Genomic DNA, 15642 nt, shown 5'->3' on the forward strand with positions numbered 1-15642 from the left:
AGCCGATAAGCGTTTACGGCTTCTCAAGCCGTCCGCATGGGGATGAGCGCCCAGTCGCGGGCCGCTCGGCTGTTCTTGACCAGATCATGACGCGACCGATCGTGAAAACCGGGCCCTGCGGCGGTGCTTTATCAGGGCACGGGGATCGGGTGGCCGTCTCGGGTCACCCAGTACATGAACCACACGCCGTCCAGCCCGCACCACCCACCCACCAGCAACAACCCGCCCGCCGGTCAGCGCCGCATGGTCCCGCTGACCGTCTGGCTGTGCTCGGACCCTCGCAGCGAGGAAAGGCCTCCCGGACCGGGCGGCCGCTCGAACCGACACAGGTCCGGTACCGCAGTTTGCGTTCAGCACCGCCAGACCGTCGGGCGGGAACTGGCTCAGCACCTGATCAGTACCTGCACCAGCGAGGGGGCACTGGTCGCCGAAGGCTTCACCACCAGCGAAGCCACCCTGGTCGCCGCCGCCGAACTCGACCGCCGCGCCATCGCGCTGGTCCCGCACTTCCCACTCGCCCAGCACATCGGCACCCGGCTCCGCGCCACCCTGGACCAGCGGCACCTGACGCGAGTGCAGATGCGTCCCGTCCGGCCCGACCAGATGGCCAAAGGCTTGGCGGACCACCTCGGACAGGTCTCCCTTGTCATAGGCGCACCGCCGCCCTACGAGACCGGCGGGCACGACACCAGGCGCGGCGCAGCCGCGGGCTGCCCGGCATGCCGGGCCGACCTGTGGATGCTCTCCAGCGAACAACTCGGGTTGTTCATCGCATCGGCATGGCGGGTGCTGGCCCCCGGCGGCGTCCTGGCGGTCATCACCACGGCCCGTCACCAGGCCGGACGCCTCATCGACCCCGCACCGCGCATCATCCGCCACGCCCAGAGTCTCGGGTTGCGCTACGTCCAGCACGTCATCGCGTTGCGCGTCCCGATCGAGGGCGACGCACTGGTCGTGCAGGCCGGCCCCACTGACCTTGCGCACCTGCGCGACACCCGCTCCAGCGCCCATCCGCCCACGGTCGGGGTCCACGCCACGGTGTCCCTGTTCAGCAAACCCAAGAGTTCATCCGGCGCCGACAGCCCGCACAACGGGAGGACCCGATGAACCACGAACACCTCTCCCGCACCAAGGCGTTGCCGTCGGTCCTCGCGACCGGGCAGCGCCCGTCCCGGCTGCAGCGCCACGGCCGCTACACACCCGAGTCGATGCGCCACCCCGGCAAGATGCTGCCCGCCATCGCCGCCACTGTCATCGGAGCCTTCACCCGTCCCGGTGACCTGGTCATCGACCCGATGTGCGGTATCGGCACCACCCTCGTCGAGGCCATTCACCTCGGCCGCGACGCCGCCGGCGTGGAGTACGAGCCCGACTTCGTCCACCTCACCGTGGGCAACCTGCGGCACGCCCACGCCCAGGGAGCCACCGGCACACCGCAGCTGGTGTGCGGGGACGCCCGCAACATCGCCACCCTCTACCGAGCACTGCACGGGGAGGCGACGCTGGTGCTCACCTCACCGCCGTACGGGTCGCATACCCACGGGCACATTCGCTCCGGACGCGACAATGGCGGCGGAAAGATCGACAAGCGCCACCACCGCTACTCCACCGACCGCGGCAACCTCGCCCACCAGCCCCTGCCCGGCCTCCTGGACGCCTTCGGCCGCATCCTCGCCGGCAGCGCCACCCTGCTGCGCCCTGGCGGTGTGATCGCCATAACCGTCCGGCCGATCCGGGTCAAAGGGGGACTGATCGACCTGCCTGGCCAGGTCATCGACACCGCCCAACGCCATGGTCTCGCCCTGGTCGGCCGGTATGCCGCCCTGCTCGCTGGTCTGCGCGACGGAAGGCTGGTCAACCGGGCCTCCTTCTTCCAGATGCTGGAGACCCGCCGCGCCCGCGACCGCGGCATCCCCGCCTGCGCCACCGCCCACGAAGACCTCCTCCTGTTCCAACGCGCCAGCGACCTGCCGGAGGCGGCCCGATGACCAACCACCGGCACCACAAGCCAGCAGGGCGGAACCGGGTCCTGGAGATGCTGGCCATCCTCCAACTCGGCCTATGCGGGCGGTGCGGACGCGCCCGCTACCGCAGCCGCCGCACCGCCCGGCACGCCGCTCGCATCGCCGCTCCCGGCAACCGGCTGCGCGCCTACCGATGCGGCGACGCCTGGCACCTTGCCGTCCCGGCAGGCCGTCCCCAGTTCATCGCGCCACCCGTCACGACCGTGCAGGAGACCGTCCCGGTCAGACGCGGGCTTGACCGGCGGGGCGAAGGCGAGCGTCGATACGGGCGCTCCGCACCAGCCGGACCCGCCCGCCCGCGCGGCAGGCGACGCCCGTCCGGCGGCCGGAGCGGTTCTGACCCGCTGGAGGACGCCCGTGACACCCGCACCGACCCCACCCGCCCCTGCTGGCCTCACGGCCTGCGTGGGGCGGCGCCGGTTGCCGGGGGTGCGCGGTGAAGCCCGGGCTGACTCCAGCGGAACTCCGTTCGCTGCCCGTCACCATCGACCTGGTCACCGCCGGACTCGCGTTCGGCATCGGACGCACCAAGGCCTACCAGCTCGCCCGCACTGGGGACTTCCCCTGCCGGGTGCTGCAGGTCGGCCGCAACTACCGGGTGTCCACCGCCGACCTGCAGACCGCCCTGGGCCTCAGCCCAAAGGCGCCCGCCAGCGGCGACCCGGGCACGACCGGCGGGCAGCCTCCCAGCGACGAGAAGGAAGGCTGAATGGCCGCCAAGGGAAGCACGTTCAAAACCTGCGGATGCCGCGACCAGGACGGCAAACTGCTCGGCAAGAAATGCCCGAAGCTGCGGCGCGGCAAGGGCCGCTGGAGCAGCACCCACGGCTCCTGGAGCTACCAGCTAGAACTTCCGCCCACCGCCGCGGGGGCCCGGCGCAGCCCACTGCGCCGGGGCGGGTTCGCCACCCAGGACGCCGCCGACGCCGAGCTGAACCGTGCCAAGGAACTGCTGGCCATCGCCACCGATGACACAGCCCGCGTGCAGATCGCCGACCTGATCGTCACTACCGTCCGCGCCACCAAGGCGCTGCCCGACCCCAACGAGGTGCGCCGCAAAGTCCGCACCGGGCAGGACCTGGGCCGGTCGATCACCGTGGGGGAGTACCTGGAGACCTGGCTGGCCGGACGCCGGAACCTGCGCGAGGGCACCCGCCGCTCCTACGCCAGCCACATCGAGCTGTACCTCAAACCCCACCTCGGGCACATCCTGCTGGAACGGCTCCGCGTCACCGACGTCGACCGGATCTTCGACGCCATCGACGAACTCAACGAGCAGATCACCACCGCCCGCGAATCCGGAGACACCAGACTGCGCGCCAAGGTCAAGGGACGGCGCGTGGTCGGCCCGGCCTCCAAGCAGCGCATCCGCGCGACCCTGCGGTCCGCGCTGAACAAGGCCATCAAGCAACGCCTCATCGAGATCAACGTCGCCTCCCTGGTCGAACTGCCCTCCGGCAAAGCGCCCAAGGCCCTGGTGTGGACCGACGAGCGCATCGCCGAGTGGGAGCAGGCCTTCGCCGTGCACACCGAGACGATGAACGCGCGCCGCAGACGGCAGGCACGGCTGGAACCGCACAAGCGGATCGGGGACCGGATCAACCGGCTGGACGCCTACATCGGCGCCCCGCGCCCGTCCAAGGTTATGGTGTGGACCCCGGCCCTGACCAAGCAGTTCCTGCAGCGGGCACGCGGCCACCGCCTGTACGCGCAGTTCCATCTGATCGCCTGCCGGGGCCTGCGCCGCGGCGAGTCCTGCGGCCTGCGCTGGTCCGACCTGGACCTGCGCGGCGGGACGGCTGCGATCCGGTGGCAGATCACCCAGATCGGCCCCGACACCTTCCAAGGCAAACCCAAGTCCGACGCCGGGGAGGCCACCATCAGCCTGGACTCCACCACCATCAAGGAACTACGCGCCCACAAGACGCGGCAGAACACCGAACGCCTCGCCGCCGGCGACGCCTGGACCGAGACCGGATTCGTCTTCACCACGCCCACCGGCCAGCCGGTCGACCCCAACGACGTCACCGACCAGTTCGAACGGCTGTCCATGGAGGCCGGGCTACCACCGATCCGGCTGCACGACCTGCGGCACGGCGCCGCCACCTTCCTGCTGGCCGCCGGATACGACATGAAGGTCGTCCAGGAGACCCTGCGGCTCTCCTCGATCGCGATCGCCTCCGACATCTACACCAGCGTCCTACCGCAATTGGGCCGCCAAGCCGCCGAAGACGCCGCCGCCCTCATCCACAATGCAGACCAGCACCCGGCCAGCCACCCGCCCGAACCATCCAGCGCCACCATCACCCCGCTGCCCGGACACGCCCAGCCCAACGGCGACGCAAACCCAAGCCCTGACGCCGGGCAGAGCGAAACCCACAATGCCGACGGCCCGGACTCCGGCACCGAGGCCCAGGCGTCCTAACCGTCCAGCACGGTTCACCGGCCGAAATAGCCGCGCAGCGCAGCGACACACGCGGCTTGGCGGATCCCGTCATGCGGGAAGCGGCGTCGGCACTCGGCCCGAACCCAACCCGGCACCCGACGCGCCCGCGGCGGCTTCACAGTCCGCGGGCGCGGGGCTCTGCCCTTCGGTGTGACCGTGCTGCTGCCTGGACGCGGAGGCCGTACCCGGCGGTTGCCGGGTACAGCCTCCGCCGATGCCACATTGGCCTCGTCCTCCCGATTCGGACGATCATGATCACGCCAGGTACGGCCCGGAGGACGTCCGCCTTCGGGTGTGGCGGCCCGTCCGGTCAGGGACGGGCTCCCCCGGTAGTTCAGGGCCGTCACGTCTGTCCCGGGCAGCGGAGACGATGGGGATGCCCCGGGCGCCCCCGCGAAGTGGAAGACGGCCACGGTGCCAAGGGCGGCCAGCCCGGCACTGACCACAGGCGGCGCTCAGCGGCGTCGGTCGCGAGGGCGCCGGTGTCTGCGGCGCGGACGGATACGCCATGGCTCATCGAGCTCAGGCGGCACCCGCACTTCCGGCGGGGTTGGCGAGTTCGTGATCACGACACTTGGCTACCAACAGTGATGGCGCTCGCACAATCAGGCACGCAGTTGGCGGCTCCAGGTGACCACGTCGTTGGTGCTGGCTAAGTATCACGACGCTCGCTGCAGCAGGCGTCCGAATGGACTTGTCCTGGCTATTATGTATCATTCGGGCGTGATGTCAGTTCAAACTGATGTGTTGAGGCTGCTGGCCGACCCGCTGCGTGCGCAGATCGTGTCGCTACTGGCTGAAGAGGCGTTGTGCAACTGCCACCTCGTTGAGGAGACCGGCGCTAAGCAGACCAACATCTCCAACCACCTGCGGGCACTGCGCGAAGCTGGGCTCGTGGACACCGAGCCTTGCGGGCGGTTCACCTACTACCGGCTGCGGCCCGAGGCGCTGGAGCAACTGGCCGCCGAACTCGGAGAACTGGCCGCCGCCGCCCGGGAGTCCCGGACTCATCAGCGGAAGAGGCCGTGCACGTGACCAGTACGCAAGACTCCGGCGCCGCCGCACACCCGCAGGAAGCGGGGGTGGTGGCCGGGTTGTCGACCCTCGACCGGTTCCTGCCGGTGTGGATCATCGCGGCGATGGTGCTCGGTCTCGGGCTGGGACGCGCCGTCCCCGGACTGGACGACGCGTTGGCCCGGGTCGAGGCCGGCGGGATCTCGCTGCCGATCGCGCTGGGCCTGCTGGTGATGATGTACCCGGTGCTGGCCAAGGTCCGCTACGACCGGCTCGACACCGTCACCGGCGACCGCCGCCTCATGCTGGCCTCGCTGCTGCTGAACTGGGTGGTCGGCCCGGCGGTGATGTTCGCGCTGGCCTGGATCTTCCTGCCGGACCTGCCCGAGTACCGCACCGGTCTGATCATCGTCGGGCTGGCTCGCTGCATCGCGATGGTCATCATCTGGAACGACCTGGCCTGCGGCGACCGGGAGGCCGCCGCCGTCCTGGTCGCGCTCAACTCCGTCTTCCAGGTCATCGCGTTCGGTGCGCTCGGCTGGTTCTACCTGCAGGTCCTGCCCGGGTGGCTGGGCCTGGCGACCGACGAGGCGGACTTCTCCGTCGGCAAGATCGTGGTCAACGTGCTGGTGTTCCTGGGCGTCCCGCTGGCGGCCGGCTACCTGACCCGCCGCCTGGGTGAGCGGGTCCGCGGCCGTGCCTGGTACGAGGAGCGGTTCTTGCCCCGGATCGGCCCCGTCGCGCTGTACGGGCTGCTGTTCACCATCGTCATCCTGTTCGCCCTCCAAGGCGACACCATCACTAACCAGCCCACCGACGTTGCCCGCATCGCGCTGCCGCTGCTGGCCTACTTCGCGCTCATGTGGGGTGGGTCCTTCGCCCTCGGACGCGCCGTCCGGCTGCCCTATCCGCGCACCGCGACGCTCGCCTTCACCGCCGCGGGGAACAACTTCGAGTTGGCCATCGCCGTCGCGATCGGAACCTTCGGCGTCACCTCCGGGCAGGCCCTGTCGGGTGTGGTCGGGCCGCTGATCGAGGTTCCGGTCCTGGTCGGGCTGGTGTACGTGTCGTTGTGGCTGCGTCGCCGATTCCAACCCGCCGGGCGGTGACCCGACGATGACCGCCGCCTGTGAGGCTCGCGAACCGAGTTTCTTCACAAGCCGTACCAGGCGGGCCGGTCCGGTTCGAGTGGCGAGTAGGGGCCGCTGGCCGGTGACGGCTTCGAGTGTTGGCCTCCAGATGTGTCGGGGAGGCGAACGGTGACCTGCACACCAGGCGAGGGATTGTTCGATCGCATTGCGGCGCGGCTGGCCGCCAGGTTCCATGGCTTAGTCTCTGTCGAGACCGCCCGCCGCCTGGTCACCGACTCCTACCGGCAACTGCATGCCACCGCCAGAGTGGACGCCCACCTGGTGGTGCTGGCCGAACGGTTCGCTGCCGCGCGGCTCACCGCCCTTGCCCAAGCCGAGGGACGGCTCGACAAACGGGTCCCCGAGGTGCTGTTCGTCTGCGACGCCAACGCCGGCCGGTCCCAGATGGCGGCCGCGCTCGCCATGGCCCGTGGGTGTGGACGCCTGCACGCCCGCTCGGCCGGCACCGCGCCGGCGGCGGAACTGGAATTGGCCGTTGTCGATGTCATGGCCGAGATCGGGGTCGACCTGTCGGGTGAGTTCCCTAAACCGCTGACCGACGAACTGGTCGCTGCCGCCGACCTGGTGGTCACGCTGGGCTGCGGCGGCGCCTGCCCGCTCCTGCCGCACATCCGGTACCTGGACTGGGCCGTCCCCGACCCGGCCCATCAACCGTTGGCCGAGATCCGCCGCATTCGCGACGAACTCGACCTGCTCGTCACCGACCTGCTCACCACCCTCGACCGGCCCGGTCTCGAACAGCGAAGGAACGCCGATGCCTGATCAGGTTCGCTTTGCCAAGCCCAGTGTCCTGTTCGTCTGCGTGCACAATGCCGGACGCTCTCAGATGGCCGCCGCCTACCTCACCCACCTGGCAGGTGACCGGATCGACGTGCGCTCCGCCGGGTCCGCGCCCGCCGACCAGGTCAATCCGGCGGTGGTCGAGGCGATGGCGGAGGAGGGTATCGATATCTCCGCCGAGACCCCCAAGGTGCTCACGGTCGATGCCGTCCGGGCATCCGACGTGGTCATCACCATGGGCTGCGGCGACACCTGCCCTGTCTTCCCCGGGAAGCGCTACCTGGACTGGACTCTCGATGACCCTGCCGGACAGGGCGTCGACGCCGTCCGCCCGATCCGCGACGAGATCCGCAAGCGCATCGAGAACCTGGTCAGCGGGCTCCTATCGGAGAAGTGAAGAAGGGCGAGCCGGCGCGGGGGGCGTGACGTCCTCGGCAACGTGTGCTCTGCCCGGTCTGGCTGCTCCAGAGCCGGTCCGTCCCGGACGTACGGTGACAGCCGCGCCAGGGGGCTCAGTTGTCGGGTGGGCAGCAGGTGTGCAGGTAGGCGCGGAGTTCGGTGAGTGACCGGTCGACCGCGGCGGAGTCGATGCGGTAGAAGACCTGCTTGCCGTCCCTGCGCGAGGTGAGCAGGCCGCCTCGCCGCAGCAGCGCGAGCTGCTGCGAGGCGTTGGACTGGCCGACCCCGAGCCGCTCGGCGACCGTGCCGACGGTGAGTTCGATACCGCCGGCGAAGAGTTCGAGCATCTGCTGCCGCTGCTCGCTGGCCAGCGCTTTGAGGAACTCGCGTGCGCCGGCGCCGAGCTGAGCGGCCGGCGCCGCCCCGCAACCGCCCGGTGCCGGAGTCACCTTCTCTACCGGCTCGACCATCGCTACTGGCTCCTCCCCGAGGTGTGCGCCCAGCATACGCCACATATCAACACTTCATTATTTTATGAAGTGTTGATATGTTCGCCTCATGCTTACTGCACCACTCGTCATCATCGGCGGCGGCCAGGCCGGTCTGGCCACCGCCCGCATTGCCCGGTCCCTGGGCTTGGCGCCCATCGTCCTGGAGGCGGCCGGCCAGCCGGCCGGGTCCTGGCCGCACTACTACGACAGCCTCACCCTGTTCTCACCGGCCCGGCGCAGTGCATTGCCCGGAGCGGGGTTCCCCGGCGATCCGGACGGCTACCCCACACGGGACGAGGTCGTGGCCTACTTGACCGACTACGCCGCCCATATGGACGCCGACATCCGCACCGGTCGCCGAGTCGAAACGGTCGTGGCTGCCAAGGAGGGCGCACGACCGGGGTTCGAGGTGGTCACGACGAGCGGCGAGGTCTTCGCCGCGCCGCTGGTGATCGCCGCGACGGGCGGATTCAGCCGCCCCCACCGCCCGGACCTGCCGGGACTGGACGGCTTCCCCGGCACGGTGCTGCACTCGTCCGACTACCGGCGTCCCGGCCCGTTCACCGGCCAGCGCGTCGTGGTCGTGGGAGGCGGGAACTCGGCGGTGCAGATCGCGATCGAGTTGGCCGCGGTCGCCGACGTCACGCTGGCGACCCGGCACCCGCTCCGCTTCATCCCCCAGCGCGTGCTGGGGGTTGATATGCACATCTGGTTGCAGCGCACCGGGCTGGACGCCGCCGGGTGGGCGCGTCCGCTGCTGACCGGCGGCAAGGGCACCCCGGTGTTCGACACCGGCACCTACCGGGATGCCATCGCCACCGGCAACCCCGACCGCCGCCCGATGTTCACCCGCCTGGACGGCGACCAGGTCCTCTGGAGCGACGGAACCCGCGAACACATCGACGTCGTACTGCTGGCCACCGGGTTCCGGCCGGGCGTGGAGTATCTCGCCCCGCTGGGCGCACTGGACGACGACGGGCAGCCCCGCCACCGCGGCGGAGTCTCGGCCACCCATCCGGGCCTGGGATACGTCGGGCTGGAATGGCAGCGCTCCTTCGCCTCGGCCACCCTGCGCGGAGTCGCCGCCGACGCCCGGCACGTCCTCACCCGGCTGCGCAAGCAGACCCGCACCCCTGATGGCGCGCTGACATCGACCCGATGACCGCCTCCGGAGCGGGACGGCGTGTGGAATCAGGCCGGGACGAGAGCCGGCAGGGCGAACAGACCTGACAGGCGTGTCAGCCTGTCCGGCACCACCCGGTAGTACACCCACGTGCCGCGCCGCTCGCCCTCGATCAGCCCGGCCTGGCGCAGCACCTTCAGGTGGTGGGAGATGGTCGGCGCGGTGAGTTCGAACGCGCCGGTCAGGTCGCACACGCACGCCTCGCCCCCGTCCACCGAGGCGATCATGTTCAGCAGACGCAACCGCACCGGATCGGACAACGCCTTGAACACCTTGGCCAGCTCAGCGGCCTCCGCCTCGCTCAACGCCGGACCGCTCAATGGCGCGCAGCAGGCCGGGTCGGTCACGTCCTCAAGCCCCAGCATCTTAGACATACATCTAATTTGACATCCATCTATCCAGCGATGCAAACTGGCGCCTGCTTAGACAAGCATCTAAACAAGGAGTCGGAGATGAAGACGCTGCTCGCCCGGATCACCGCCCGGCGCGTCAAGGCCGTGTCCTTCTGCGAGACCTGCGGCCAGGTCTGCACGCCCACATGCCGCTCCGCCGCACACATCGACCGCGTGACGACCGCCGCCTACCGCACCCGCCTCTGACAACATTCCCCGGCGCCCGACACCCATGACCGAACCGACAAAGGAGTCATCGTGAACGACGAAACCGGACGACCGGAGCCAGCAGCCTCCCCAGACGCCCCCGCCAGCGCAAGCAGCTGCTGCGGTGTCAGCGCGTGCTGCACCGACGCCGAGCAGGCCGTAGACCCCGGTGCCACCGTCCAGCAGGCCAAGACCGACGCCGGCTGCGGCTGCGTCGAGCAGGGGCCGCTCGACGGGCTGCCGGTCGTGGTGATCGGCGCCGGACCGGTCGGGCTGGCCGCCGCCGCCCATCTGGCCGAACGCGACCAGGACTTCCTCGTCCTGGAGGCCGGGGAAGAGGTGGGCGCGGCGATCTCAGAGTGGGGACACGTCCGGCTGTTCTCGCCATGGCGATACGACACCGACGCCGCCGCCCGGCGGCTTCTGGAACCGACCGGGTGGCGTCTGCCCGACCCCGAGGCCCTGCCGACCGGCGCCGAACTCCTCCGCGACTACCTGGCACCGCTCGCCAAGGTCCCCGCGCTGGCCGGACGGATCCGCACCGGCACCCGTGTGGTGGCCGTGACCCGCCACGGCGTGGACGTGACCCGCACGGTCGGCCGCGAGGAGCGCCCGCTGCTGGTCCGCGCAGTGGGCCCGGACGGAGCCGTGGACGACATCGCCGCCCGCGCGGTCATCGACGCGTCCGGCACCTGGGGCCGCAGCAACCCGCTCGGCCACTCCGGCCTGCCCGCGCCCGGCGAGGAGCAGGCAGCCGCCCGCATCACCGGCCCGCTGCCGGACGTGCTGGGCCGCGACCGGTCCCGCTTCGCGGGCCGCCGCACCCTGGTGGTCGGGATGGGGCACTCGGCCGCCAACACCCTCCTCGCCCTGGCCGAACTCGCCAAGAACGAGCCCGGCACCCGCATCACCTGGGCCGTGCGTGGCGCATCGGTGGCCCGGCTCTACGGCGGCGGCGACGCCGACGGCCTCCCCGCACGAGGCGCGCTCGGCACCCGCCTGAAGGCGGCCGTGGACAACGGTGAGATCGACCTGGTCCGCGGCTTCACCATCACCGGCGTCGCCACCCCGGACGGTGAAGCCGGATCCGTCCAGGTCAACGGCCAGACCCCGGACGGCCCGCGCGTCCTGTCCGCCGACATCGTGGTCGCCGCGACGGGGTTCCGGCCCGACCTGGACATGCTGCGCGAGGTACGGGTCGAACTCGATCCCGCCACCGAGGCACCCGCCAAGCTCGCCCCGCTGATCGACCCGAACTTCCACAGCTGCGGGACCGTCCCGCCGCACGGAGAACGCGACCTTGCCCACCCCGAGCCCGGCTTCTACCTGGTCGGGATGAAGAGCTACGGCCGCGCCCCCACGTTCCTGATGGCCACCGGCTACGAGCAGGTCCGCTCCATCGTCGCCGCGCTCGCCGGCGACCGCGAGGCAGCCGACACCGTCCAGCTCGACCTGCCCGAGACCGGCGTGTGCTCCACCAGCTTGGTCACCGACGACCTGCTACCGGGCGCCGCCAACCCGAGCGCCGGCCAGGATGACGGCTGCGGGACTTCGTGCTCCACCGAGGCGACGCCTGCCCCTGCCGCCCAGTCCGAACCCGACGGCGGGTCATGCTGCGGCCCCGCGGCCCCCGAACCGGTCAGCATCGGCATCGGAGTCCCCGCTGGCCTGGGATTTGCAACCGGGCACGTGCACGGCTACTTCGGAGAGGCCGAACACAGTGGTGCCTGACGGGGCGACGACCTGATGAGCCGTGGCACTCCCGCACCGGGATCGGCGGCGGACACCTCCGCCGCCGGCCCCGGCGCGGTGTCCCGCGTCCCGCTGCTCGCCCTCTGCGTCACCGAGATCACCAGCTGGGGCGTGCTCTACTACGCCTTCCCCGTCCTCGCGCAGGACATCACTCGCGACACCGGCTGGTCCACCGCGGCCATCACCGCCGCGTTCTCCGCCTCGCTCATCGTCGCCGCGTTGGCCGGCGTCCCGGTCGGGCGCGCGCTGGACCGGCACGGTCCCCGCGTCCTGATGACCGGCGGCTCGGCGCTCGCCGTGCTCGCCGTCCTGGCCGTGGCCGCCGCGCCCGCCCTCTGGACGTTCGCCGGAGCCTGGCTGCTGGCCGGCGTCGCGATGTCCGCCGTGCTGTACCAGCCCGCCTTCGCCGCGCTCACCCGCTACTACGCGCCGCGCCACCTCGGCGCCCTGACCACTCTCACGCTGGTCGCGGGCCTGGCCAGCACGGTCTTCGCGCCGCTCACTGACACACTGTCGGCCCACCTGACCTGGCGCGGCGTCTACCTCGTGCTGGCCGCGGTACTGGCCGCCGTAACCGTCCCGCTGCACCTGCTGGCCCTGCACCGCCCCTGGCCCTCGCCACCCCAGGCTTCAGCGGACAAGCCCAGCCGCCCGCACGAGCAGACCGGGTCCGAGGTGTCGGCCACCATGCGCAGCAGGCCGTTCCTCCTATTGGCCGCCGCGCTCACCCTGTCGGCGTTCGCGATGTACGCGGTAATGATCAACCTCATCCCGCTGCTCACCTCCCGCGGCGCCAGCGGCAGCACCGCCGCCTGGGCACTCGGCCTCGGCGGCATCGGCCAGGTCACCGGACGCCTCGGCTACGGCGCCCTCGTCCGCCGCACCAGCGTCCGCGCACGGACCGTCTGGATCCTCGCCCTGTCGGCCGCCACCACCGCCGCCCTCGCCGCCATCCCCGGACCCGTGACGCTGCTCATCGCCGTCGCCTTCCTCGCCGGCACGACCCGCGGCATCGCCACCCTGCTCCAGGCGACCGCCGTCTCCGACCGCTGGGGCACCGCGTCCTACGGCGCCCTGTCGGGCATCCTCGCCGCTCCCATCACCACCGCCACCGCCGTGGCGCCCTTCGCCGGAGCCGCCATCGCCGCCGGACTCGGCGGCTACTCCCGCATGTTCCTGGTGCTGACCGTCATCGCCGTCCTGGCCGCAGTACTCGCCGCCGGTACCGCACCGGCCCGCACCACAGGACGCCGACCATCGGCCGCACCATCGGCAGCACGCATGCCCGCCCCGCGCCTGGCACCGCGCAGGAACGAGGAATGACACATGCCCACCAATGTTCTCGACGTCGCCGTCATCGGCGGCGGCCAGGCGGGTCTGGCCGCCGGTTTCTACCTGCGCCGCAGCGACAGGGAGTTCGCGATCTTCGACGCACAGGAAGAGCCGGGCGGAGCCTGGCCGCACATGTGGGAGTCGCTACGGCTTTTCTCACCCGCCCGCTACAGCTCGCTCCCAGGCTGGCCGATGCCGCCCTGGAACCACGGCTACCCACCCGCCGCCCACGTCGTCGACTACCTGACCGCCTACGAGAAGCGCTATGACCTGCCGATACACCGGTCAGTGCGCATCCAGGCGGTGCACCGCGACGGCGATCTCCTTCGTTTGGACAGCGCGACCGCGTCCTGGTGGGCCCGGCACGTCATCAGCGCGACAGGGACCTGGTGGCGCCCCTACCTGCCCTACTACCCCGGACGCGGCGACTACCAAGGCCGTCAGCTCCACACCGCGCAGTACCGCACGCCCGATGACTTCCGCGAGCAGCGAGTCGTGGTGGTCGGTGCAGGCAACTCCGCCGCCCAGATCACCGCAGACCTGCAGTCGCGGGCGACAACGATCTGGACGACCCTGCGCCCGCCGCGCTTCCTCCCCGACGACCTCGACGGACGTGCCCTCTTCGAGTTGGCCACTCGCCGTATCCGCCAGCTCCGCGATGGGCACGCCGACTCCGGCGGCATCGGCGGACTGGGCGACATCGTCGCCGTGCCTGCGGTACGGGACGCCCGGGATCGGGGCGTTCTGCGCGCCCAGCCGATGTTCGACCGCCTTACCCCAACCGGCGTGGCCTGGCCCGACGGCAGAATCGAGGACTGCGATGCGATCATCTGGTGCACCGGCTTCCGCCCGGCGCTGAGTCACCTCACGCCGCTCGGCCTGCGTGACGGGACGGGGCGTATACCGACCGGCGGGGGAACCCGCGCACTGGCCGAATCTCGGCTGCACTTGCTCGGCTACGGCGACTGGACGGGCCCCGGCTCGGCGACCCTGGTCGGCTCTGCCAGAACCGCCCGAGACGCCGTCCGCGACATCATCGCGCAACTCGACCTCGAATAGACCGCCGGCACGCCTCCCGGCCGTGTTCTCTGCGGGCAGGCTGGATCCAGCAGGTGCCAGAAGGCGCCTATCCCGCCGGTGCCGTGGGGACGTCCGGCAGGAGTGCCTTCAGCGCGGCACGCAGTTCTGCGTAGCGCCTGCGTTGATACCCGGTGAACAGCACGGTGTGCGAGTTGCCTCCGATCGCCGTCTCTTTGGTCGTCCCCAGCGCCTTCACGGTCTTGACATCCTCGGCTGTAGCCATGAAGACGCACCCGTTGACCAGCATCGTGGGATCTTTCCATTGCACTTGGACGATGTCGGCCAAGGGGATCACCGTGTGCCGCTCGGCCGCTATGCGTGCCAAGCCGCTTCGGCGTATCTCCACGCGGTCGCCGCGCAAGGTCACCGTGGCCAGATGCGCCTTGATCGTCCGGGGCTCGCGCTTACGGAGGTCGGCCATGACCGCATCCTCGCACCACCCGGGCGCCGTCAACCTCCGCCGATTAGCGCAACCACCTGACCGTCATCGGCTCCACCGAGACCACCATCATCCCTTCCAACAACCGACGGGATGCACTTGGCGATCGTCCACTCAGCCAAGCCGAGGCCTGCCTCAAGGGGCCGCAGGCTGTACGTCATCTCACCATGCCACGGGCACGTATGTCCCTCCTTAATGATCATCTATCGAGTGGTGAGCATGCACCCGGCAGCATGGGAAGACACGCCTCCGAAAGACTTCGTGTCTGTGTCGTTTGACATGGTCGTTGGGCGTATTTCACCCTAGGCTCCGGCGATATGGCTCGCCGTACTGGGCTCGTCATCGCCCCGCTGCTGATCTTTGTTCTGTTCGGACTTGCGGGATGCGGCAACGGTGGCGGTGCCCAGGGGTCGTACAAGCCGACGTTCCTTCCCTTCAAGATCAGTTATAGTCCGGGGAGCGGGATGGTTGTCACCGGCGACAAGTCGGTCGTGACGCCGCTGGGGGAGTTCTCGATCGGTGCCAAGTACTCGCTGCCTCGGCGGCCTGCCGATGCCATCCGTGTGGTGCTCCGGGACCGGTCAGTCGGTTTCGACGAGGTTTATGATCTCGGCGGGCATGCGGGCGAGTTCGAGGCCACCCTGGACGGTACGACGAAGGTCCAGGTCCGCGACCGGACGGTCACGATCGATGTCACTCAGGTCGAGACGAGGAGCATCGAGTTCAGGCCCGCTCAGGCCGCTGCCCAGGAGGCACCGCCGAACCTGCTGAACAAAGGAATCGACAGGTGGAACGGCTACTGGGATGACGCGTTCTACAGTCCACTGAGGTTTTGTCAGCGACTTTCAGCTGATCCGGCGGTGCTCGAAGAGCGTGAGGACATGCGCGGAGCGGACGAGGTCGCCAATTCTGCCGGGGCTCAGCGTGGTGTGCTTGAGTGCGGTCCAGCGTT

The 15642-nt window shown here is 70.2% G+C and carries 17 protein-coding genes; 14 read left to right on the forward strand and 3 right to left on the reverse strand.

Annotated features, from left to right (window positions below; genetic code table 11):
- Positions 1 to 174 precede the first annotated feature (174 nt).
- The 8 genes from E1200_RS11650 to E1200_RS11685 all read left to right on the forward strand — a co-directional run bounded on the left by E1200_RS11650 (position 175) and on the right by E1200_RS11685 (position 7812).
- Positions 175 to 1107, forward strand: coding sequence for a hypothetical protein (locus E1200_RS11650; RefSeq protein ID WP_131951867.1), 933 nt, complete (start codon positions 175 to 177; stop codon positions 1105 to 1107).
- On the forward strand, positions 1104 to 1988 hold the full coding sequence (locus tag E1200_RS11655) for a DNA methyltransferase (RefSeq protein ID WP_131951868.1): 885 nt from the start codon (positions 1104 to 1106) through the stop codon (positions 1986 to 1988). Before E1200_RS11650 ends, E1200_RS11655 begins: the two co-directional genes overlap by 4 nt.
- Positions 1989 to 2460: 472 nt before the next feature.
- Positions 2461 to 2733, forward strand: coding sequence for a DNA-binding protein (locus tag E1200_RS11660; RefSeq protein WP_207933300.1), 273 nt, complete (start codon positions 2461 to 2463; stop codon positions 2731 to 2733).
- The gene (locus E1200_RS11665) at positions 2734 to 4449 is read left to right on the forward strand and encodes a tyrosine-type recombinase/integrase (protein ID WP_131951869.1); all 1716 of its coding nucleotides are present in this window, start codon (positions 2734 to 2736) and stop codon (positions 4447 to 4449) included.
- A 747-nt stretch (positions 4450 to 5196) separates the two neighbouring features.
- A complete protein-coding gene (locus E1200_RS11670; protein ID WP_243708485.1) occupies positions 5197 to 5505 on the forward strand; it encodes a metalloregulator ArsR/SmtB family transcription factor in 309 nt (102 codons plus the stop codon).
- Positions 5506 to 5609: 104 nt separating this feature from the next.
- Positions 5610 to 6593 carry an ACR3 family arsenite efflux transporter gene (gene arsB, locus E1200_RS11675; protein ID WP_279484187.1) on the forward strand — a complete coding sequence of 328 codons (984 nt, stop codon included), beginning with the start codon at positions 5610 to 5612 and terminating at the stop codon, positions 6591 to 6593.
- Positions 6594 to 6743: 150 nt separating this feature from the next.
- Positions 6744 to 7397 carry an arsenate reductase ArsC gene (locus E1200_RS11680; RefSeq protein WP_207933301.1) on the forward strand — a complete coding sequence of 218 codons (654 nt, stop codon included), beginning with the start codon at positions 6744 to 6746 and terminating at the stop codon, positions 7395 to 7397.
- Positions 7390 to 7812 (forward strand): arsenate reductase ArsC, encoded by a 423-nt coding sequence (locus E1200_RS11685; protein WP_131951872.1) that lies wholly within the window; start codon positions 7390 to 7392, stop codon positions 7810 to 7812. Before E1200_RS11680 ends, E1200_RS11685 begins: the two co-directional genes overlap by 8 nt.
- Positions 7813 to 7927: 115 nt before the next feature.
- Here the strand turns inward: E1200_RS11685 and E1200_RS11690 are convergent, their stop codons facing one another.
- The gene (locus E1200_RS11690) at positions 7928 to 8284 is read right to left on the reverse strand and encodes a metalloregulator ArsR/SmtB family transcription factor (RefSeq protein ID WP_131951873.1); all 357 of its coding nucleotides are present in this window, start codon (positions 8282 to 8284) and stop codon (positions 7928 to 7930) included.
- Between the two features lie 88 nt (positions 8285 to 8372).
- Here E1200_RS11690 and E1200_RS11695 point away from each other — a divergent pair, with 88 nt between their 5' ends.
- Entirely contained in the window at positions 8373 to 9467 is a 1095-nt protein-coding gene (locus E1200_RS11695) for an NAD(P)-binding domain-containing protein (RefSeq protein ID WP_131951874.1), read from the forward strand.
- 29 nt (positions 9468 to 9496) lie between these two features.
- On the opposite strand, the gene E1200_RS11700 is transcribed toward E1200_RS11695, so the two are convergent.
- Complete coding sequence (locus E1200_RS11700; protein WP_243708486.1) at positions 9497 to 9853, reverse strand: metalloregulator ArsR/SmtB family transcription factor; 357 nt, start codon at positions 9851 to 9853, stop codon at positions 9497 to 9499.
- 87 nt (positions 9854 to 9940) lie between these two features.
- Between E1200_RS11700 and E1200_RS33655 the strand changes: the two genes are divergently transcribed.
- The 4 genes from E1200_RS33655 to E1200_RS11715 are packed head-to-tail and all read left to right on the forward strand — an operon-like array spanning position 9941 to position 14230.
- The gene (locus E1200_RS33655) at positions 9941 to 10087 is read left to right on the forward strand and encodes a hypothetical protein (protein WP_165950286.1); all 147 of its coding nucleotides are present in this window, start codon (positions 9941 to 9943) and stop codon (positions 10085 to 10087) included.
- Between the two features lie 51 nt (positions 10088 to 10138).
- Positions 10139 to 11818: an FAD-dependent oxidoreductase gene (locus tag E1200_RS11705; RefSeq protein WP_131951876.1), complete on the forward strand. Its 1680-nt coding sequence runs from the start codon at positions 10139 to 10141 to the stop codon at positions 11816 to 11818.
- A 15-nt stretch (positions 11819 to 11833) separates the two neighbouring features.
- Positions 11834 to 13162: an MFS transporter gene (locus E1200_RS11710; protein WP_131951877.1), complete on the forward strand. Its 1329-nt coding sequence runs from the start codon at positions 11834 to 11836 to the stop codon at positions 13160 to 13162.
- Positions 13163 to 13165: 3 nt separating this feature from the next.
- Positions 13166 to 14230, forward strand: a complete 1065-nt coding sequence (locus E1200_RS11715; RefSeq protein ID WP_131951878.1) for an ArsO family NAD(P)H-dependent flavin-containing monooxygenase — start codon at positions 13166 to 13168, stop codon at positions 14228 to 14230.
- 67 nt (positions 14231 to 14297) lie between these two features.
- Here the strand turns inward: E1200_RS11715 and E1200_RS11720 are convergent, their stop codons facing one another.
- A complete protein-coding gene (locus E1200_RS11720; RefSeq protein ID WP_131951879.1) occupies positions 14298 to 14672 on the reverse strand; it encodes a hypothetical protein in 375 nt (124 codons plus the stop codon).
- Between the two features lie 335 nt (positions 14673 to 15007).
- Between E1200_RS11720 and E1200_RS33660 the strand changes: the two genes are divergently transcribed.
- A partial coding sequence (locus E1200_RS33660; protein ID WP_165950287.1) for a hypothetical protein occupies positions 15008 to 15642 on the forward strand: 635 nt, incomplete at its 3' end.

The organism is Actinomadura sp. GC306, from assembly GCF_004348665.1.
In the GTDB taxonomy this organism is placed as follows: Bacteria; Actinomycetota; Actinomycetes; order Streptosporangiales; family Streptosporangiaceae; genus Spirillospora.